Raw genomic sequence first — 18,778 nt, 5'->3', positions numbered from 1 at the left:
CGAAGGTGCTCAGGCGTCGAGGCGCAGCAACCAGCCGTGCTTGTCCTCTCGGCGTCCGTACTGGATGTCGGTGAGCTCTTCGCGCAGTGACAGCGCGAGCTCGCCGAGCGGCTGCGGCTCATCGAAGCCCTCACCCACCAGAGCGCCGATGGGCGTCACGACTGCGGCGGTTCCGCACGCGAAGACCTCGACGATGTCGCCGGAGGCCACGCCCTCGCGCCACTCGTCGATGGAGATCGGGCGCTTCTCGACCGTGTATCCGCGGTCTTCGGCGAGCTGCAGCAGCGAATCCCGCGTGATCCCCTCGAGGATGCTGTCGGACTCCGGAGTCACCACGCGACCGTCCTTGAACACGAACACGACGTTCATGCCGCCGAGCTCCTCGACGTTGCGCTCCTCATTGAGGAACACGACCTGGTCGCAGCCCTTCGCGCTGGCCTCACTCTGCGCGAGCAGGCTCGACGCGTAGTTGCCGCCGGTCTTCGCCTTACCGGTGCCGCCCTTGCCGGCACGGGCGTAGTCCTCGGAGAGCCAGATGCGCACGGGCTTCACGCCCCCGGTGAAGTACGCGCCGGCCGGGCTTGCGATCACGTAGTACGCGACCTTCTGCGCCGCACGCACGCCGAGGAAGGCCTCCTTGGCGAACATGAACGGGCGCAGGTACAGGCTCTGGTCGGCGCCCGACGGCACCCAACGACCGTCGACGGCGATGATCTCGCGCAACGACTGGATGAAGTACTCCGTCGGGAGCTCCGGCAGCGCGAGACGACGCGCACTGGCCTGCAGCCGTGCGGCGTTGCGGTCGGGCCGGAACGTGTGGATCGAGCCGTCGGCGTGGCGGTAGGCCTTGATGCCCTCGAAGATCTCCTGGGCGTAGTGCAGGACCGACGCCGCGGGGTCGAGCGCAATGGGTCCGTAGGGCTGCACGCGAGGACGGTGCCACCCGCCCTTGGCGGACCAGCAGATGTCGACCATGTGGTCGGTGAAGACGACACCGAACCCCGGGTTCTCGTGCACCTCTGCGACCCGCGCGGGCGAGGCCGCAGCCAGGTTCCTGGTCACAGCGAACTCCAGCGGAGCCGTGGCGGTCTCTGCGTCGATCGTCGTCATGTCTTCATTCCGTTCCTTGTGGGTGGGCGCCTCATCGCGCCGCTTCAGCCTACGCCTGCCACTCAGAGCAGCGCGGCGATCGCGGAGCCGATCTCCGCTGTCGTGCGTGCGCCCGAGCGGGCGGCGATGTCGGCCTCGACGGCGGCGCTCACGCGAGCTGATTCCGTGGTGAGACCGAGATGGTCGAGCAGCAGTGCGATCGACAGGATCGCGGCGGTCGGATCGGCCTTCTGCTGCCCCGCGATGTCCGGCGCCGAGCCGTGGACGGGCTCGAACATCGACGGGAAGGTGCCGTCGGGATTGATGTTGCCCGAGGCTGCGAGTCCGATGCCGCCGGTGACGGCTCCCGCAAGGTCTGTGAGAATGTCGCCGAACAGGTTGTCGGTGACGATCACGTCGAAGCGAGAGGGGTGTGTGACGAGGAAGATCGTCGCCGCATCGACGTGCAGGTAGTCTACCGCCACGTCCGGGTGCTCCGCCGCGACCTCGTCCACGATCCGCTGCCAGATCGCTCCGGCGTGCACGAGGACGTTGGTCTTGTGCACCAGCGTCACCTTCTTGCCTCGACGCTCCGCGAGATCGAACGCGTAACGCACGACCCGTTCGACGCCGAAGGCCGTATTCACGGACGTCTCGTTGGCGACCTCGTGCGGTGTGCCCTTGCGGATCGCGCCGCCGTTGCCGACGTATGGCCCCTCGGTACCCTCACGGACGACGACGAAGTCGATCTCGCCGGGGTTCGAGAGCGGGCCGGAGGCGCCGGCGAAGAGCTTCGACGGACGCAGGTTGACGTAGTGGTCGAGAGTGAACCGGAGCTTCAGCAGCAGGCCGCGCTCGATGTTCGCGTCCTTGAGGCGGGGGTCGCCGGGCGTACCGCCGACGGCGCCGAGCAGGATCGCGTCATGTTCGGAGATCGACTGCAGATCGTCGTCCGTGAGGGTGTCGCCGGTCTCGAGGAAACGCGCGGCACCGAGCGAGAAGCGCGTCTTCTCGAACGTCACATCGCTCGATGCGGTGACCGCGTCGAGGACCTTCTCGGCCTCGGCGACGACCTCTGGGCCGATTCCGTCACCGGGGATGACGGCCAGCTTCACGACACGCGACATGACACTCCTTGCATCGGGATGGACCGGCCGACGCTCGGATGCATGCCGAGCGCGCCGGTCCTCCCAGCGTACTGGTCAGTGCGAGGGCACCTTGCGCAGTGTGACGGCGGCGATCGCCCCGGCCAGGACAACCAGTGCCGCGCCGATCAGGGAGGTCACCAGGACACCCGATCCGAAGGCGGCGGATGCCGCATCCCACAGCGCCTCTCCGAGTTGCGCGGGGAGGTCCTTCGCGGCGGTGTAGGCACCGGCGAGCGTCTCCTTCGCGGCGTGCGCCGACTCTGCGGGGATGCCGGCGGGGATCACCAGGGCCCCGCGGTAGAACGCGGTGATCAGGCCGCCGAGCACGGCGGTGCCGAGCACCGCCCCGAGCTCGTATGCGGTCTCGGACACGGCACTGGCCGCCCCCGCCTTCTCGGCCGGAGCACTCGAGAGGATCAGCTCGTTCGAGATCGTCTCCGCCGCGCCGATCCCGATGCCCAGCACCACGAAGGCGATGATCAGCGGCGCGACGCCGTGATCCGCCGTCGTGAACGCGACCAGCAGGTAGCCGGCCACAGAGAACGCGAGACCGACGGGCACGAGCACATGCGGTGGCACTCGCCGCGAGATCGGCACGACCGAGAGGCCCGCGACGATCATCGCGGCCATTCCGGGCACGAGCGCGGCGCCGGCCGTCATCGGCGAGAGACCGAGGACGAGTTGAAGGTGCTGGGACACGAAGTAGAGAAAGCCCACGAGCGCGACGACGCTGAGGAGGTTGACGAGGATCGCCCCTGAGAAGGACCCCCTGCGGAACAGCTGCATGTCGAGCATCGGAACCTCGGCAGCGAGCTGCCGCCGCACGAAGAGATAGCCCATCACGATGCCGAGCAGCGCCCATGCACCCGCGGTGAGGCTGGGCCCGTCGACGGCGAGCGACTTGATCGCGTAGACGACCGGGATCATCGCGGCCATCGAGAGCGCGATGCTGACGATGTCGATGCGTCCGGGGTGGGGATCACGGCTCTCGGGAACGAGCAGCGGGGCGGCGATGAGGAGCGGGATCAGGACCGGCACGGCGATCAGGAAGACCGAGCCCCAGTCGAAGTGCTCGAGCAGGAAGCCGCCGACGATCGGCCCGAGGGCCGACCCCGCCGAGAAGGCCGACGCCCAGACCGCGATCGCGAGGCGCCGCTGATCGCGGTTCGTGAAGATCGAGCGCAGCAGCGAGAGCGTGGACGGCATCAGCATCGCGCCGAAGAAGCCGAGGAGCGCCCGCGCCGCGATGAGCAGCCCTGCCGTGGGGGCGAACGCCGCGAGTGCCGACACGGCAGCGAAGCCCGTCGCTCCGATCAACAGCATCCGGCGCCGCCCGAAGCGGTCTCCGAGCGTTCCCATGGTGACGAGCAGCCCGGCGAGCACCAGCGGATACACGTCGATGATCCACAGTTGCTCCGCTCCGGTGGGAGCGAGCGCGATCGAGATCTCGGGGAGCGCGAAGCTCAGCACCGTGTTGTCGACCGACACCAGCAGCACCGGCAGCATGAGAACGACGAGAGCCGCCCAGCCACGGGCGCCGACGCGGGGGGCATCCGTCTCTGTCGTCGGGATCGACGCAGTACGGGTCATGGAACACCTCTCAGAATCCGGACGACATCGTTACTAAACCGTCCAGATGGTATAGTAACAGAGTCGTCACACCGTCGCGCTACTGTGAATCGAGACGAACAGAGGATCCCCGATGCCCCGACCTCCCCTCGCCCGCGAGCGCGTCCTCGACGCCTTCGAGTCGATCGTGATCGAAGACGGTGAGCGCGCGGCCACACTCGATGCGACGGCCAAGGCCGCAGGCGTCTCGAAGGGCGGCCTCCTCTACCACTTCGGCTCGAAGGAAGAGCTCGCGGCGGGCCTGATCGAGCGCCTCGATGCGCTCACCACCCTTGATCTCGAGCGCATGACGGCGGCAGACGAGGGGCCTGTCGCCTACTACGTCCGCACGTCGGTCATGGAGGACGATGCTCTCGACCGCGCCCTCATCGCAGCCACTCGCCTCGCCCAGGGCGGCTCGGCACCTGCCGCCGACGCGCTGCGCCGCAACCGCGACCGCTGGGAGGACACGATCCGTCCCCATGTGCGGGATGCCGCCAGCCTCGACCTGGTGATGTTGCTGAGCGACGGTCTCTACTTCAACAACTCGCTCGACGTGCACGGTCCCGAGCGTCTCGTGCCGAGAAGCGACGAGCTGTCCGATCTGATCACGCTCGTGCTGCGCGCGACCGCCCCCTGACTCACGCGCGACGACAGAGCGGGAGGGCGACCTCTCGGCCGCTCCTCCCGCTCTCGAGTCCGGGTCTCCCCCGATCAGACCTCGGTGATCTCGATCTGACGGAACAGGTCGGCGTCGATCTCGCTGCGCAGGTCGTCGAGCAGATCGTCCGAGACCGGCGAGTCCAGCGTGAGCACGCTGAGCGCCTGGTCGCCCGCGCCGAGACGCGAGATCTGCATTCCGGCGATGTTGATGCCCGTCTCGCCGAACTTCTGACCGTAGACCGCGACGATGCCGGGGCGGTCGGTGTAGAGCATCACGACGTGGTGCTTCTCGATCGGCAGCTCGAGGGCATGGTCGTTGATCGCGACCAGCTTCTCGGACTGCTTGGGACCGGTGAGCGTGCCCGACACCGACAGCTGCGTGCCGTCGGAGAGCGCGCCGGCCAGCGTGATGACGTTTCGGTACTCGTCGCTCACGTCGTCCTTGATCAGGCGCACAGCGATACCGCGCTGGTCGGCGAGCAGCGGTGCGTTGACGTACGAGACCGTCTCGCTGACGATGTTCGTGAACACGCCCTTGAGCGCCGCGAGCTTCAGCACGCTGACGTCGTAGTCGTTCAGTTCGCCGTGCACCTCGACGTCGAGGCTCGTGAGAGGTGAGGTCGCGAGAGCGGCGAAGATCTGACCGAGCTTCTCGACGAGCGAGATGCCGGGGCGGACGTACGGGTCGATGACTCCCCCGGCCACGTTGACCGCGTCGGGAACGAGGTCGCCGCCGAGCGCGAGGCGCACGGAACGGGCGACGGAGACACCGGCCTTCTCCTGCGCCTCCTCGGTGCTGGCCCCGAGGTGCGGGGTGACGACGACGTTGGGGAGGTCGAGCAGCGGACGGGCCGTTCCGCCCTCGGCCGGCGGCTCGGAGGTGAAGACATCGAGACCGGCACCCGCGATCTCACCCGCGACGAGTGCCGCGTGGAGCGCTTCTTCGTCGATGAGCCCGCCGCGCGCGACATTGACGACGAAGGCGGTGGGCTTCATGGCCTTGAACTGCTCGGCACCGATCATGCCGGTCGTCTCCGGCGTCTTCGGCATGTGGATCGTGAGGAAGTCCGCTTCTGCGACGAGCTCATCGAGCGAGAGGAGCTGCACACCGAGCTGCTGCGCGCGTGCCGAGGTCACGTAGGGGTCGTAGGCGACGACGCGCATGTCGAACGCGGCGAGGCGCGCGGCGACGAGGGCGCCGATTCGTCCGAGGCCGACGATGCCCACCGTCTTCTCGAAGAGCTCCGCTCCCGTGAATGAGCTGCGCTTCCACTGACCGGCCGCGAGCGACGCATGCGCGGCGGGGATGCGACGGGCGAGGCTGAGGATGTGGCCGACCGTCAGCTCGGCGGCAGACACGATGTTCGACGTCGGTGCGTTGACCACCATGACGCCTGCGGCCGTGGCCGCCTTGATGTCGACGTTGTCGAGACCGACGCCTGCGCGGGCGACGACCTTGAGCTTCGGAGCGTGGGTGAGCGCCTCTTCGTCGATGTGCGTCGCCGAACGGATCAGTACCGCGTCGGCATCCGCGAGCGACGCGAACAGCGCCTCACGGTCGGTGCCATCGACGTTGCGGACGTCGAAGTCGGGGCCGAGGGCCTCGATCGTGGCGGGAGAGAGAACTTCAGCGATGAGCACGACGGGCTTCGGCACAGGGATCCTTCGGGGCAGCGCGACAGGGGGCCGATGCGCCGCACACCATGGGGGCGCGATCACTTCAACTGTACCCGAGCGACTCCGCTGCTCCGTGCCGTGTGACGCGGTCGATCAGAGCGCGACCGTCACGAGATCCGACATGTTGAGGATGCTGTAGCCGATTAGACTCAGCCAGAACACCGCCACGACGCCGAGACCGGCCAGGAGCACCAGAGCGAGTTCGCCCGCGCGGCGCCGCCGCCCGATCGCGTACGCGAACACGAAGACGAGCGCCGGGAACACCACTCCGAAGAGAAGGGTCACCCAGCCGATGCCGGTGAGTCCGCTCTGGGCCATCGAGACGAGGTGAGCGACGGCGTTCCAGATCGCGTAGGCGTAGAAGAGGCCCGCGACGCCGAGCACGATTGCGCTGAGCCACCGTGGAGAGGCGCCCGTCACCGATGATGTCGGCTGCACGGTCATGATCCGATCACCCCCACTGTCACGAATGGCCAGGGCACGAGCAGCACCACTCCGAGCAGCAGCAGCCCGACGCGGATCCAGGTCGCCTTCGCACGCGTCAACACCCACACCGCCAGGAACCACAGCGAAGGCGCCGCCACCGCGAGCACGAACCACGGCACGTACATCGCATCGGCCACGATCAGGTTGGCGAGCGGCTTCAGTCGAAGCCCTCCGACGACCCAGCCGATGCTGTAGAGGAGGTAGACGCCGCCGACCACCCCGAGGGTCAGAAGCATGGCGGTGCTCAGGTGCGCCGGTTCCTGCTCGTCAGGCACAGTGGCAGTACCGTCGGTCTCGACCCGACCGACAGCCTCGCTGCCGCGGCCGACGGCGTTCCATCCGTCCGGCAGCGCCGCATCATCAGAGCGGTCGAGCGGCGCGGGCGCCCCACTCCCGGAGCCCTTCGCCGTGCGCCGCGCCTTCGGCACGACGCCGTCATCACCGTCCCAGCTCAGGGCATCGTCGGAGTCGGAAGTCATGTCCCCAGCGTAGGACACCTCGTCCACTATGCTCGGGGGCATCTGGGCCATCGCGGCCCACTCGGGGAGGGAAGCCAGTGGCCGAGCAGAACGACAGGGTCGACCAGAGCACAGCGGGCGGAGCAGAAGAGCCCGCCGCGGGGTGGAAGCCGACAGCCGCGGCGAAGTCGAAGGCGACGACCTTCCGATGGATCGCCGCGATCCTGTGGGCTGTCGCCATCGCGGCTGAAGCGGTGTCGATCTTCTGGCTGCTTCGTCAGCGTGTGTACGTCGGTGAGGACGGCACCCTCGTCCGCGACCCCGACACGGGTCTGCTGGAAGAGCAGGGCGTCACGACGCAGTTCCCGCAGTGGGCGTTCGTCACCCTGCTCGTGCTGCTGGTGGTCATCGCAGCGCTCGCGATCACCGGCTCGATCCTCTGGAAGAAGGCCAACCGGCTCGACCCTGCGCGCAGGTCCGAGACCGTGCGCTTCTTCGTGCAGAACCAGCTCGGCGCGATCATCGCGATCGTGGCCTTCCTCCCCCTGGTCATCCTGATCTTCCTGAACAAGGACATGAGCAAGGGCCAGAAGACCACCGCAGGCATCGTCGGCGTGGTCCTCGCCGTGCTCGCCACGGTGATCGGTGTCGACTTCAACCCGCCGTCCGTCGAGAAGTACACGGCCGACCAGTCCGCGGTCATCCTGATGCTCGGCAAGGACGAGGTCGTGTGGGTCGACGGTGGTGCGGTGTACCACGTGTGCGATGAGGTCTCCGACATCCAGACCGGCAGCGAGAAGCGCACCGGCACCACGGCTGAGGCCGTCGAGGCCGGCAAGAGCCGCCTCACGCTGAAGTTCGCCAGCGAGCTGCGCACCTGCGGTCTCGCGGTGCCGGAGAACGCCGACGAGATCGAGGACGCATTGCGGGAGATCCAGGGCGGAGCAGTCGACACCCTGCTGCCCGCGCCGGTCTGGGCCGACCCGGCCGACGCGCCGATCGAGGTCGAGGAGGCTCCGGCGGAGTGACCCCCAGGAGCGCGAGAGGGGGCCCGGTGCGATTCGCACCGGGCCCCCTCTTTCGACTGTCTCAGATCAGCGCGCAGCGCTGCCGTCGACCCAGGCCCGAAGGGCCGGCGGCCGCGCCAGCGGCTCGACCAGCACAGCCCTTCGAGGACTACTCGACGTCAGCGTGCAGCGCTGCCGTCGACGTAGTCCTCGTCCTGCTGCTTCCATGCGAAGAGCGAGCGCAGCTCCTTGCCGGTGGCCTCGATCGGGTGCGTCTCCTCCTTGGCACGCAGTGCCAGGAATTCCTCGGCACCGTTGTCCTGGTCATCGATGAAGCGCTTGGCGAAGTTGCCGTTCTGGATGTCGGCGAGGATCGCCTTCATCGACTCCTTGACCTCGGGGGTCACGACGCGGGGTCCCGAGACGTAGTCGCCGTACTCAGCCGTGTCGGAGACCGACCAGCGCTGCTTCGCGATGCCGCCCTCCCACATGAGGTCGACGATGAGCTTCAGCTCGTGCAGCACCTCGAAGTAGGCGATCTGCGGCTGGTAGCCCGCCTCGGTGAGGGTCTCGAAGCCGGCCTGCACGAGGTGGCTGACGCCACCGCAGAGCACAGCCTGCTCGCCGAACAGGTCGGTCTCGGTCTCTTCCGTGAAGGTCGTCTTGATGACGCCGGCGCGGGTGCCACCGATGGCCTTGGCGTACGACAGCGCGGTCGCCCACGCGTTGCCCGAGGCGTCACGCTCGACGGCGATGATGTCGGGGATGCCGCGGCCGGCGACGAACTCGCGACGCACGGTGTGACCCGGCGCCTTGGGAGCGACGAGGATCACGTCGACGCCCTCAGGAGCATCGATGTAGCCGAAGCGGATGTTGAAGCCGTGCGCGAAGGCGAGCGTCTTGCCCTCGGTCAGGTTCGGAGCGATGGACTCGCTGTAGATCGTGCGCTGGTGCTGGTCGGGCGCGAGGATCATGATGAGGTCGGCCCACTGCGTCGCGTCCGCGACGGTCTTGACCGCGAATCCGGCCTCCTCCGCCTTCGGTGCCGACTTCGACCCCTCCTTGAGGGCGATCGCGACCTCGACGCCCGAGTCGCGAAGGTTCTGCGCGTGCGCGTGACCCTGCGAGCCGTAGCCGACGATTGCGACCTTCTTGCCCTGGATGATCGACAGATCGGCGTCTGCGTCGTAGAAGATCTCGGTGCTCACTGGTTTCTCTCCTTGATTGATGTTCGTGTACGTGTGTGAAAGCTGATCAGCCGCGCAGGACGCGCTCGGTGATGCTCTTGCCGCCGCGGCCGATGGCGAGGAGGCCCGACTGCGCGATCTCCTTGATGCCGAACGGCTCGAGGGCGCGGAGCATGGCGTCGACCTTGCCCCGGTCACCGGTGACCTCGATCACCAGCGCGTCGGAGGCGTAGTCCACGACCGAGGCGCGGAACAGGTTCGCCACCTCGATGACGTTCGACCTGGTCGCGTTGTCGGTGCGGACCTTGACGAGCATGTGCTCGCGCTGCACGGACGTCGGGAAGTCGAGCTCGACGATCTTGATGACGTTGATCAGCTTGTTGAGCTGCTTCGTCACCTGCTCGAGAGGGAGGTCCTCGAGGTCGACGACGACGGTGATGCGCGAGATGCCGGGCACCTCGGTCACGCCGACAGCGAGAGAGTCGATGTTGAAGCCGCGGCGTGCGAACAGTCCCGCGACTCGCGTCAGCAGGCCGGGGGTGTTCTCCACGAGGAGGCTCAGCACGTGAGTCGACATGGTCAGTCCTCCTCGTCGAATGCGGGCGCGTGCTCGCGGGCGTACTGGACGTAGCTGTTGCTCACGCCCTGGGGAACCATCGGCCACACCATCGAATCGGCGCTGACGACGAAGTCGATGACGACGGGGCGATCGTTCGTCTCGAGGGCGAGCTTGATCGCCGCATCCACCTCATCCTCCTTCTCCACGCGGATCGCGAGACAGCCGTAGGCCTCTGCGAGCTTCACGAAGTCGGGGATGCGGATGGTGCCGTGTCCGGTGTTGAGGTCGGTGTTCGAGTGACGTCCGTCGTAGAACAGCGTCTGCCACTGGCGCACCATGCCCAGCGAGGAGTTGTTGATGATCGCGACCTTGATCGGGATGTTGTTGATCGAGCAGGTCGCGAGCTCCTGATTGGTCATCTGGAAGCAGCCGTCGCCGTCGATCGCCCACACCACACGGTCGGGCTCTGCGACCTTCGCACCCATCGCGGCGGGCACGGAGTAGCCCATCGTTCCCGCTCCCCCGGAGTTCAGCCAGGCGTTGGGGCGCTCGTACTTGATGAACTGCGCGGCCCACATCTGGTGCTGTCCGACACCCGCGGCGTAGATGCCCTCCGGACCCGTCAACTCGCCGATCCGCTGGATCACATACTGCGGCGCCAGCAGGCCGTCGGTCGTCGGAGCGTAGCCGAGCGGGAACTCGTTGCGCAGTCCGTCGAGGTACGACCACCACTCCTCGGTGTCGGGGGTGGTGGTGCTGGCAGCCGTGCGGAACGCCGACTCGAGGTCGACCAGCACGTCACGGACGTCGCCGACGATCGGCACATCGGCCGTGCGGATCTTCGAGATCTCGGCAGGATCGATATCGACGTGCACGACCTTGGCGTTCGGTGCGAAGAGCGCGGCCTTGCCGGTCACACGATCGTCGAACCGTGCACCGAGCGACACGATCAGGTCGGCCTCCTGCAGCGCGAGCACCGCAGGAACGGTGCCGTGCATGCCGGGCATGCCCAGGTGCTGCTGGTGCGAGTCGGGGAAGGCGCCCCGCGCCATGAGGGTGGTCACGACCGGCGCATTCGTCGTCTCGGCCAGAGCGAGCAGCTCGGCCGAGGCGCGACCGCGGATCACACCGCCGCCGACGTACAGCACGGGCTTCTTGGCCTCGGCGAGCAGCGCGGCCGCCGCCTGGATCTGCTTGCCGTGCGCCTTTGTGACGGGACGGTAGCCCGGCAGGTCGTACTTCGGCGGCCAGACGAACGGCGCCATGGCCTGCTGGGCGTCCTTGGTGATGTCGACGAGCACGGGACCGGGTCGACCGGTCGAGGCGATCTCGTAGGCCGCGGCGATGGCCCCGGGAATCTCGGACGCATCCTTCACGAGGAACGAGTGCTTCGTCACCGGCATCGTGATGCCCACGATGTCGGCCTCCTGGAACGCATCCGTTCCCATCAGCGTCGAGAAGACCTGTCCGGTGATCGCGAGCAACGGCACCGAGTCCATGTAGGCGTCGGCGATCGCGGTGACGAGGTTGGTCGCCCCGGGTCCGGACGTCGCGATGCAGACGCCGACCTTGCCGGACGACGACGCGTAGCCCTCGGCGGCGTGGCCCGCGCCCTGCTCGTGGCGCACCAGGATGTGACGCAGCTCGGCGGCATCCATGAGCGGGTCGTAGACGGGGAGGATGGCTCCGCCGGGGAGGCCGAAGACGTCCTTCACGCCGAGGAGCTCGAGCGAGCGGACGACGGCCTCCGCTCCGGAGATCTCCTGCGCAGCGGACTTGGGTGCGGGTGGCCTCGGCACAGCCGAGACGGTGTCAGCGGTCATGACACTCCTTCTGATGGTCTGTTGGCGACGTCGGAGGCGGGGATGCCGGAGCCGACGCGGATCAGCCGGTCGTCGCGCCCTCGGCGGCGGACCGCACGAGACGCGAGTACTTGGCAAGAACGCCACGGGTATAGCGCGGGGGTAGCGGCTCCCAGCCAGAACGGCGGGAGGCGAGCTCCGCCTCGTCGACGAGTAGGTCGAGAGAGCGAGCTGCGATATCGACCCGTATCAGATCACCATCGCGCACGAAGGCGATAGGACCTGCGTCCACCGCTTCGGGTGCTATGTGGCCGATGCACAGGCCGGTTGTGCCGCCTGAGAATCGTCCGTCAGTCAAGAGTAGTACATCTTTTCCGAGCCCCGCGCCCTTGATGGCCGCGGTGATGGCGAGCATCTCGCGCATACCCGGTCCACCCTTCGGACCCTCGTAGCGGATGACGATGACCGTGCCCGCCTCGATCTCGCCGTTCGCCACCGCATCCATGGCGGCGCGCTCGCGCTCGAACACCCGGGCGGAGCCCTCGAACACGGCGGCATCGAAGCCCGCCGTCTTCACAACCGCACCCTCGGGCGCGAGCGAACCGTGCAGGATCGTCAGGCCGCCGGTCGCGTGGATCGGGTTGTCGAACGTGTGGATGACCTCGCCGTCGATCGGCTGCGGGTCGAGGTCCGCGAGGTTCTCAGCGAGCGTCTTGCCGGTCACGGTGAGCGCATCACCGTGCAGCAGGCCCTCGTCGAGCATCGCCTTCATGATGACCGGGATGCCGCCGTGGCGGTCGACGTCGTTCATGACGTACTTGCCGAAAGGCTTCATGTCGGCGACGTGCGGCACCTTGTCGCCGATGCGGTTGAAGTCATGGAGGCTCAGCTCCACCTCGGCCTCGCGGGCGATCGCGAGGAGGTGCAGCACGACGTTGGTCGAGCCGCCCAGGGCCATCGCGAGGGCGATCGCGTTCTCGAACGCCTCCTTGGTGAGGATGTCGCGGGTCGTGATCCCCTGACGGAGCAGGTTGACGACGGCCTCGCCGGAGCGGTGCGCGAAGTAGTCGCGACGACGATCGGCGGCGGGCGGCGCGGCGGAGCCGGGGAGGCTCAGTCCCAGGGCCTCGGCGACCGACGCCATGGTGTTGGCCGTGTACATGCCACCGCAGGCGCCCTCACCGGGCGCGATCGCGCACTCGATGCGCTTGAGGTCCTCTTCGCTCATGAGACCAGCACGGCACGCGCCGACCGCTTCGAACGAGTCGATGATCGTGACGTCCTTCTCGGTGCCGTCCGAGAGCTTGACCCAGCCGGGGGCGATGGAGCCGGCGTAGAGGAACACGCTCGACAGATCGAGCCGGGCGCTGGCCATGAGCATTCCCGGGATCGACTTGTCGCAGCCGGCGAGCAGAACCGACCCGTCGAGGCGCTCGGCCATCATCACGGTCTCGACCGAGTCGGCGATGACCTCACGCGACACGAGCGAGAAGTGCATGCCCTCGTGGCCCATCGAGATGCCGTCGGAGACCGAGATCGTGCCGAACTGCAACGGGTAGCCGCCGCCCGAGTGCACGCCCTCCTTGGCACCCTGCGCGAGGCGGTCGAGGCTCAGGTTGCAGGGGGTGATCTCGTTCCAGCTGGACGCGATGCCGATCTGCGGTTTGTCCCAGTCGGCGTCGCCCATGCCGACGGCACGGAGCATGCCTCGGGAGGTCGTCGCCTCGATGCCGTCGGTGACGACTCGGCTGCGGGGCTTGATGTCGATGGGCGCGCTGGTGGAGGGATCATGCGAGGACATGACGGAAGTCTATTCCCGCCGCGAGGTCCGCTCGTCCGCGAGTGCCTCCAGAAGCAGCGCGATCTGTTGTGGGTTCTCCACACGAAGCTCGGCCGCGCTCTCCCCCGGCCCCACGCGGACGCCCAGATCGGCGCCGCTGAGCACGCGCATGGCATCCTCGTCCGTGACGTCGTCGCCCGCGAACAGGATCGCCGTGGCGTCGAAGTGCTCGCGCAGGGCGGTCATCGCGGCATCCTTGCCCTCGTTGCGGGACGAGAACTCGAGAACACGGTGCCCCGCACGCCGTCGCCAATGCGGGAAGCGCTCCGCGACGAGCGCGTCGATCTCGTCGAACACCGCCTTCTCGACCTCGGGAGTGGCCGTGCGCGTGTGCACCCCCATTCCGAAGGTCTTGGGTTCGAGCTCGGCACCCTCGTAACGATCGATGATCGGCCGCGCGGCCTCCCACAGTTCCTCTCGCGAGCCCTCGGCGGTGTCTCCGTCGGCCTCGTCCGCGCCGACGCCGGGATACCAGTACTGGGCGCCGTGCGATCCGGCCAGCGCGATCAGGGAGTCGTCCGTGTGCTCCGTGATCACCCGCAGGTCGTTCATGCTGCGCCCGGAGACGTAGGCGACGACCGTGTCGGGGAGCGCCGCGAGGCGTGCTACCTGCACCGCGACCTCGGGCAGCGCCCTGGCCGCCATCGGGTCGGGGACGAGCGGGGAGGCCGTGCCGTCGAAGTCCAGGGCGACGATGAGTCTGGGTGTGGCGGCGATGGCGCTCAGCGCCGGGTCTGCGGCTCCGGGGGTCCAGCTACGGGTCACAGGGTCTCCAATCGAGGCGGTGTCCTCCCAGTATGACCCGGCGGAACGATGCGACCCGGCCGATCAGCGTCCGCGGACGTCAGCGAGTGCGCGGAGGAACGACGACGACCACGCGTTCACGTCGTTCTCCAGCACGCGGCGCCGCAGCGACCGCATCCGCTTGCCCTGCTCGGCGGGCGTCATCGTGACCGCGGTCATGATCGCGTCCTTCAGCCCCGCGATGTCGTGCGGGTTGACACGCACGGCCTGCCGCAGCTCATCGGCGGCCCCCGTGAACTCGCTCAGCACGAGCACGCCGCGATTGTCGGCGCGCGTCGCGACGTACTCCTTCGCCACGAGGTTCATGCCGTCGCGGAGTGCGGTCACGAGCATCACGTCGGCGGCGAGGTACAGCGCGACCATCTCCTCACGCGGGTAGCCCTGGTGGAGGTAGCGGATCGCGGTGTGCCCCATCGTGTCGTGGTCGCCGTTGATGCGCCCGACCGCGAGCTCGATCTCGTCGCGCAGGTGCACATAGGCGTCTACGCGCTCGCGGCTCGGGCTGGCGACCTGCACGAAGGTGACGTCGTCGACGCTCAGCTTGCCGTCTTCGAGAAGCTCGCCGTATGCCTTGATCCGATGCCGGATGCCCTTCGTGTAGTCGAGCCGGTCGACGCCGAGGAGGATCTTCTTCGGGTTGCCGAGGCTCTCCCTGATCTCCGCTGCGCGAGCGCGCACGTCGGGGCGAGCCGCGAGTTCGAGGTACGGCGTCGTGTCGATCGAGATCGGAAATGCCCGGGCGACCGCTGTGCGCGAGCCCCCGTCGCCCGTCGGGACAGTGACCGCCGATCCCTTGACCTCGTGCCGCAGACGCCGACGGACGGCCGTCAGGAAGTAGGTGGCATCCTGTGCACGCTGGAACCCGATCACATCTGCGCCCAGGAGTCCCGTGAGCACCTGATCGCGCCAGGGAAGCTGAGCATAGAGGCCGTGGGCGGGGAACGGGATGTGGTGGAAGTAGCCGATCGTGACGTCGGGGCGGATCTCACGGATCATCTGAGGAACCAGCTGCAGCTGGTAGTCGTGCACCCAGATCGTCCCATCCGGTGCGGCGATGTCAGCGGCAGCCTGCGCGAACCGCCGGTTGACTCGCACGTACGCATCCCACCACTCGCGGTGATACTGCGGCGGCGCGATGACGTCGTGGTAGAGCGGCCAGATCGTGTCGTTCGCGAAACCCTCGTAGTAGTCGGCGACCTCCTCCGTGCTGAGAGGCACGGGCACCAGATCGATCCCGTTGATCTCGAAAGGGTCGAGCTCGACGTCCGGCTGTCCGGGCCACCCCACCCACGCGCCGTGCGCGCTGCGCATCATCGGCTCGAGTGCCGCCACGAGTCCGCCCGGCGAGGTGCGCCACTCGTCCTCGCCATCGGGACCCACCACCCGATCGACAGGGAGGCGATTGGCGACGACGACGAAATCTGCGGCTGGCATGGAGCTCCTTGGCACTGCGAAGGGGGGACGGACCTCAGGCTACTGGGGCCTCTTCCGAGGGTACGCGAGACCCGGACGCGCCCCAGCGCCAGTTGACAAGCCCCGCAGCGAACGCTATTCCGGCCGCGACGATCGGAAGGAGCAGAGCGCTGCCGGTGCCCACGTTCTCTGCGAGTTCTCCCGCCACCGCGGCGCCGAGCGACTGGCCCACCACGATCCCGGAACCGAGCATCGTCATGACCGTCGCCGAACGTCCGAGCGGGCTGCGCGCCGCGCCGAGGCTGTATTGCGTGACGAGCGTCGGTCCGATGCCGACGCCCATGACGGCGAGTGCGATCATCATCGTCGCGGGGGTATCCACGAACAGCAGCAGGATGCTCCCGGCGAGCAGGACTCCGGAGAAGAGCAGCCAGCGCGCCCGCAGCGAGAACCTCACCGGGAGCCAGGCGACGCCGAGCGCGAGGATCGCCGATCCGACTCCCATGACGCCGTACAGCAGTCCGGCCTGCTCGGGGTCACCGCGGTCGGCCATGAACGAGGTGAGCGAGGTGAGCATGGTGCCGAAGAACATGCCGACGCCCAGGATCCCGAGGATGATGACGAGCACCGGCGGTCGGAACAGTTCGGACACCGCCGATGGCGCGCGCCCGTCACTGTCGCGATGCACCGACACGACGCGCGCGCTCGGGTGCAGTGCGAACGCTCCGACGAATATGACCGTGAGAGCAGCCGCGCCGACGAGCGGTGCCCACGGCGCGAACACCGAGGCGAGGATGCCGACGATGAACGGTCCGAAGACGAACACCGTCTCATCGGCTGCCGATTCGTAGGCCATGGTTCCCGACGTCGTCTTGGCGCGCACGGCCTCGGGCATCCGATCGGCGATCATCGTGACGAGCCTGGATCGCGACAGCGGCGCCACCTGCGGCGCCGTGGCGCCGATGCCCATCGCCGTGACCAGCACGAGTGCGTCGGCGGCATCGGCATAGACGACGATGGTGAAGACGACCAGCATCGTTCCGTTCGCGACCGCCAGGAGCAGCAGCACGGTGCGCTGACCGAAGCGGTCGGCTGCAGCGCCGAGCAGTGGGCCGAAGCAGGCGGTGCCCAGGCCGACCGCCGCCGACGTGAGGCCGCCGAGTGAGAGCGAGCCGCGCGCCGAGACGACGACGGTGAGCACGCCGACCACCATCATGGCGAACGGCAGTCGCGCGACGAAGGCGATCACGAAGTACGGGAGCCCCGCCGTGCGGAGAAGGCTCGGGGCCTCGGAAATCGGTGAGGGAGCGGCGGCATACGCCGGAGGAGATACGTGTGTCATGGCTCTCGCGCGCCCGAAGACGCGGGGTCGGGTGCCGCCGCTGTCCGCCGGGGAGCCGACGGCCGGTAGATACACGGGTTTCGGACGCGGACGAGCCGCGACTCCGTCATGCTATCGCAGGCGTCTGCGAGCGTGCTGGGCCTGCCAGACCGTGCAGCCGCTGTCAAGGCTCGGCACGGGCGACGCCTGTGCGGGTAGCGTGAGGGCATGAACTACCTCTCGGGTACCGGACTCATCGGCGCGATCATGACCGGGGTCACCCTGCTCCGCGGCTCCCGTGACACCAAGATCACCTGGCGCTCGGCGCTCGCATGGGTGAGCTGGGCGATCAGCCTCGCCCTGGCCGTGGGCGCCGTGATCGACACACGTCGCGCCAAGCAGGGACGCCCTGTCTCCCCCGACTCCCCCGTCTACGCGAAGCAGCAGCGGGAGCAGGAGAAAGAGGAGAAGCGCTCCGCGAAGGTGAAGCCGCTGAAGCGCTGACCATCAGCGCGTGAGGATGAGAGCCTCTCCCTGGCCTCCACCTCCGCACAGCCCGACGGCCGCGGTGCCGGTGCCTCGCCGCGCGAGTTCATGCGCCACGTGCACCACCAAGCGCGCTCCCGAGGCTCCGATCGGATGGCCTATGGCAATTCCTCCGCCATGGATGTTGACGACGGCGCTCGAGATGCCGAGCTCAGTCTGAGACCGCGCGACGACCGCACCGAACGCCTCGTTGATCTCGACGAGGTCGAGATCAGTCGGCAGGATCCCCTGCTTGGAGCATGCGCGCTCGATGGCCCGGGCGGGCTGAGCCTGCAGGGAGTTGTCGGGGCCGGCCGTCTGCCCGCTCGCACCGACCGTCGCCAGAACGGGCCAGCCCGATCCCAGGGCACGGCCCCGCGTCGTCACGATCACCGCCGATGCACCGTCGGAGATCTGCGACGAGTTGCCTGCGGTGATCGAGCCACCCTCCGCGAATGCCGGTCGCAGGCCGCTCAACGACTCGACCGTGGTGTCACGGCGGATGCCCTCGTCGGCCGAGACGGCGAGCGGCTCACCGCGTCGCTGCGGCACCGCCACCGGAATGATCTCCGCATCGAACACCCCACTGTCCTGTGCGGCGGCCGCGCGCTGATGCGACAGCGCCGCGACCTCGTCCTGCGCGGCACGGGTCAGGTCGTATCGCGCGTTGTGGCGCTCCGTCGACGCCCCCATGCTCTCGCGGTCGTAGGCATCCGTGAGGCCGTCGTACGCCATGTGATCGAGCACCTCGACACTGCCGTAGGCCCAGCCTTCGCGCGACCCCATCAGCAGATGCGGCGCGCGGGTCATCGACTCCATTCCGCCTGCCACCACGACCCCCGCGTCACCCGTGCGGATCATGCGAGCCGCGTCGATCACGGCCGTGAGACCCGACAGGCATACTTTGTTGATCGAATGCGCCGGCACGTCCCATCCGATGCCCGCTCCGATCGCCGCCTGGCGTGCGGCATTCTGACCGGATCCGGCCGCGAGCACCTGCCCCATGATGACGGCATCGACCTCGGATCCGTCGACGCGCCCCTGCTCGAGCGCGCCGCGGATCGCGAAGGAGCCGAGTTGCGGTGCGGTGAAGCCCGCCAGCTGCCCCTTCAGACGCCCCTGGGGCGTGCGAGCCGCGGCGACGATCACGATGTCTTCGGCATCCGAGTGCGTGGTGTCGGTCATTTCGGG

17 protein-coding genes are annotated in these 18,778 nt (G+C 68.1%); 3 read left to right on the top strand and 14 right to left on the bottom strand.

Annotation, left to right across the window (positions count from 1 at the left end; all coding sequences use genetic code 11):
• Positions 1 to 9: 9 nt before the first annotated feature.
• The 3 genes from AC3WS6_RS09840 to AC3WS6_RS09830 all read right to left on the bottom strand — a co-directional run bounded on the left by AC3WS6_RS09840 (position 10) and on the right by AC3WS6_RS09830 (position 3,827).
• On the bottom strand, positions 10 to 1,110 hold the full coding sequence (locus AC3WS6_RS09840) for a branched-chain amino acid aminotransferase (RefSeq protein WP_492500844.1): 1,101 nt from the start codon (positions 1,108 to 1,110) through the stop codon (positions 10 to 12).
• 62 nt (positions 1,111 to 1,172) lie between these two features.
• Complete coding sequence (locus AC3WS6_RS09835; RefSeq protein ID WP_492500843.1) at positions 1,173 to 2,216, bottom strand: 3-isopropylmalate dehydrogenase; 1,044 nt, start codon at positions 2,214 to 2,216, stop codon at positions 1,173 to 1,175.
• A 75-nt stretch (positions 2,217 to 2,291) separates the two neighbouring features.
• Positions 2,292 to 3,827, bottom strand: coding sequence for an MFS transporter (locus tag AC3WS6_RS09830; RefSeq protein WP_492500842.1), 1,536 nt, complete (start codon positions 3,825 to 3,827; stop codon positions 2,292 to 2,294).
• A 112-nt stretch (positions 3,828 to 3,939) separates the two neighbouring features.
• Between AC3WS6_RS09830 and AC3WS6_RS09825 the strand changes: the two genes are divergently transcribed.
• The gene (locus AC3WS6_RS09825) at positions 3,940 to 4,485 is read left to right on the top strand and encodes a TetR/AcrR family transcriptional regulator (protein WP_492500841.1); all 546 of its coding nucleotides are present in this window, start codon (positions 3,940 to 3,942) and stop codon (positions 4,483 to 4,485) included.
• A 74-nt stretch (positions 4,486 to 4,559) separates the two neighbouring features.
• Here the strand turns inward: AC3WS6_RS09825 and serA are convergent, their stop codons facing one another.
• From serA to AC3WS6_RS09810, 3 genes are all read right to left on the bottom strand, one after another.
• The gene (gene serA / locus AC3WS6_RS09820) at positions 4,560 to 6,164 is read right to left on the bottom strand and encodes a phosphoglycerate dehydrogenase (protein ID WP_492500840.1); all 1,605 of its coding nucleotides are present in this window, start codon (positions 6,162 to 6,164) and stop codon (positions 4,560 to 4,562) included.
• A 114-nt stretch (positions 6,165 to 6,278) separates the two neighbouring features.
• Positions 6,279 to 6,629: a hypothetical protein gene (locus tag AC3WS6_RS09815; RefSeq protein WP_492500839.1), complete on the bottom strand. Its 351-nt coding sequence runs from the start codon at positions 6,627 to 6,629 to the stop codon at positions 6,279 to 6,281.
• Entirely contained in the window at positions 6,626 to 7,150 is a 525-nt protein-coding gene (locus AC3WS6_RS09810) for a hypothetical protein (protein ID WP_492500838.1), read from the bottom strand. The genes AC3WS6_RS09815 and AC3WS6_RS09810 overlap by 4 nt, the downstream gene beginning before the upstream one ends.
• A gap of 77 nt (positions 7,151 to 7,227) precedes the next feature.
• Between AC3WS6_RS09810 and AC3WS6_RS09805 the strand changes: the two genes are divergently transcribed.
• Positions 7,228 to 8,157: a hypothetical protein gene (locus AC3WS6_RS09805; protein WP_492500837.1), complete on the top strand. Its 930-nt coding sequence runs from the start codon at positions 7,228 to 7,230 to the stop codon at positions 8,155 to 8,157.
• Between the two features lie 158 nt (positions 8,158 to 8,315).
• On the opposite strand, the gene ilvC is transcribed toward AC3WS6_RS09805, so the two are convergent.
• The 7 genes from ilvC to AC3WS6_RS09770 form a co-directional block, all read right to left on the bottom strand.
• Complete coding sequence (gene ilvC, locus AC3WS6_RS09800; RefSeq protein WP_072592268.1) at positions 8,316 to 9,365, bottom strand: ketol-acid reductoisomerase; 1,050 nt, start codon at positions 9,363 to 9,365, stop codon at positions 8,316 to 8,318.
• A gap of 25 nt (positions 9,366 to 9,390) precedes the next feature.
• The gene (gene ilvN, locus AC3WS6_RS09795) at positions 9,391 to 9,900 is read right to left on the bottom strand and encodes an acetolactate synthase small subunit (RefSeq protein ID WP_056278631.1); all 510 of its coding nucleotides are present in this window, start codon (positions 9,898 to 9,900) and stop codon (positions 9,391 to 9,393) included.
• 2 nt (positions 9,901 to 9,902) lie between these two features.
• Positions 9,903 to 11,705 (bottom strand): acetolactate synthase large subunit, encoded by a 1,803-nt coding sequence (locus tag AC3WS6_RS09790; protein ID WP_492500836.1) that lies wholly within the window; start codon positions 11,703 to 11,705, stop codon positions 9,903 to 9,905.
• 61 nt (positions 11,706 to 11,766) lie between these two features.
• Positions 11,767 to 13,485, bottom strand: coding sequence for a dihydroxy-acid dehydratase (gene ilvD, locus AC3WS6_RS09785; RefSeq protein WP_053095858.1), 1,719 nt, complete (start codon positions 13,483 to 13,485; stop codon positions 11,767 to 11,769).
• Between the two features lie 9 nt (positions 13,486 to 13,494).
• Positions 13,495 to 14,289, bottom strand: a complete 795-nt coding sequence (gene otsB / locus AC3WS6_RS09780; RefSeq protein ID WP_492500835.1) for a trehalose-phosphatase — start codon at positions 14,287 to 14,289, stop codon at positions 13,495 to 13,497.
• Between the two features lie 63 nt (positions 14,290 to 14,352).
• On the bottom strand, positions 14,353 to 15,762 hold the full coding sequence (locus tag AC3WS6_RS09775) for an alpha,alpha-trehalose-phosphate synthase (UDP-forming) (protein WP_492500834.1): 1,410 nt from the start codon (positions 15,760 to 15,762) through the stop codon (positions 14,353 to 14,355).
• Positions 15,763 to 15,796: 34 nt separating this feature from the next.
• Positions 15,797 to 17,083 carry an MFS transporter gene (locus tag AC3WS6_RS09770; RefSeq protein WP_492500833.1) on the bottom strand — a complete coding sequence of 429 codons (1,287 nt, stop codon included), beginning with the start codon at positions 17,081 to 17,083 and terminating at the stop codon, positions 15,797 to 15,799.
• A gap of 207 nt (positions 17,084 to 17,290) precedes the next feature.
• Between AC3WS6_RS09770 and AC3WS6_RS09765 the strand changes: the two genes are divergently transcribed.
• Complete coding sequence (locus AC3WS6_RS09765; RefSeq protein WP_492500832.1) at positions 17,291 to 17,566, top strand: hypothetical protein; 276 nt, start codon at positions 17,291 to 17,293, stop codon at positions 17,564 to 17,566.
• Between the two features lie 3 nt (positions 17,567 to 17,569).
• Here the strand turns inward: AC3WS6_RS09765 and AC3WS6_RS09760 are convergent, their stop codons facing one another.
• The gene (locus tag AC3WS6_RS09760) at positions 17,570 to 18,772 is read right to left on the bottom strand and encodes an acetyl-CoA C-acetyltransferase (RefSeq protein ID WP_492500831.1); all 1,203 of its coding nucleotides are present in this window, start codon (positions 18,770 to 18,772) and stop codon (positions 17,570 to 17,572) included.
• Positions 18,773 to 18,778: the final 6 nt, after the last annotated feature.

The organism is Microbacterium sp. EB106-03-03-XG65, assembly GCF_058791955.1.
Note: the sequence above shows the minus strand (reverse complement) of the source record. Positions and strands in the feature narration are given on the sequence as shown.

What these genes read in the sequence shown, in the direction of transcription:
- AC3WS6_RS09840 (WP_492500844.1), bottom strand. Translation starts at nt 1,110, where the DNA reads ATGACGACGATCGACGCAGAGACCGCCACGGCTCCGCTGGAGTTCGCT.
- AC3WS6_RS09835 (WP_492500843.1), bottom strand. Translation starts at nt 2,216, where the DNA reads ATGTCGCGTGTCGTGAAGCTGGCCGTCATCCCCGGTGACGGAATCGGC.
- AC3WS6_RS09830 (WP_492500842.1), bottom strand. Translation starts at nt 3,827, where the DNA reads ATGACCCGTACTGCGTCGATCCCGACGACAGAGACGGATGCCCCCCGC.
- AC3WS6_RS09825 (WP_492500841.1), top strand. Translation starts at nt 3,940, where the DNA reads ATGCCCCGACCTCCCCTCGCCCGCGAGCGCGTCCTCGACGCCTTCGAG.
- AC3WS6_RS09815 (WP_492500839.1), bottom strand. Translation starts at nt 6,629, where the DNA reads ATGACCGTGCAGCCGACATCATCGGTGACGGGCGCCTCTCCACGGTGG.
- AC3WS6_RS09810 (WP_492500838.1), bottom strand. Translation starts at nt 7,150, where the DNA reads ATGACTTCCGACTCCGACGATGCCCTGAGCTGGGACGGTGATGACGGC.
- ilvN (WP_056278631.1), bottom strand. Translation starts at nt 9,900, where the DNA reads ATGTCGACTCACGTGCTGAGCCTCCTCGTGGAGAACACCCCCGGCCTG.
- AC3WS6_RS09790 (WP_492500836.1), bottom strand. Translation starts at nt 11,705, where the DNA reads ATGACCGCTGACACCGTCTCGGCTGTGCCGAGGCCACCCGCACCCAAG.
- ilvD (WP_053095858.1), bottom strand. Translation starts at nt 13,485, where the DNA reads ATGTCCTCGCATGATCCCTCCACCAGCGCGCCCATCGACATCAAGCCC.
- AC3WS6_RS09775 (WP_492500834.1), bottom strand. Translation starts at nt 15,762, where the DNA reads ATGCCAGCCGCAGATTTCGTCGTCGTCGCCAATCGCCTCCCTGTCGAT.
- AC3WS6_RS09770 (WP_492500833.1), bottom strand. Translation starts at nt 17,083, where the DNA reads ATGACACACGTATCTCCTCCGGCGTATGCCGCCGCTCCCTCACCGATT.
- AC3WS6_RS09765 (WP_492500832.1), top strand. Translation starts at nt 17,291, where the DNA reads ATGAACTACCTCTCGGGTACCGGACTCATCGGCGCGATCATGACCGGG.
- AC3WS6_RS09760 (WP_492500831.1), bottom strand. Translation starts at nt 18,772, where the DNA reads ATGACCGACACCACGCACTCGGATGCCGAAGACATCGTGATCGTCGCC.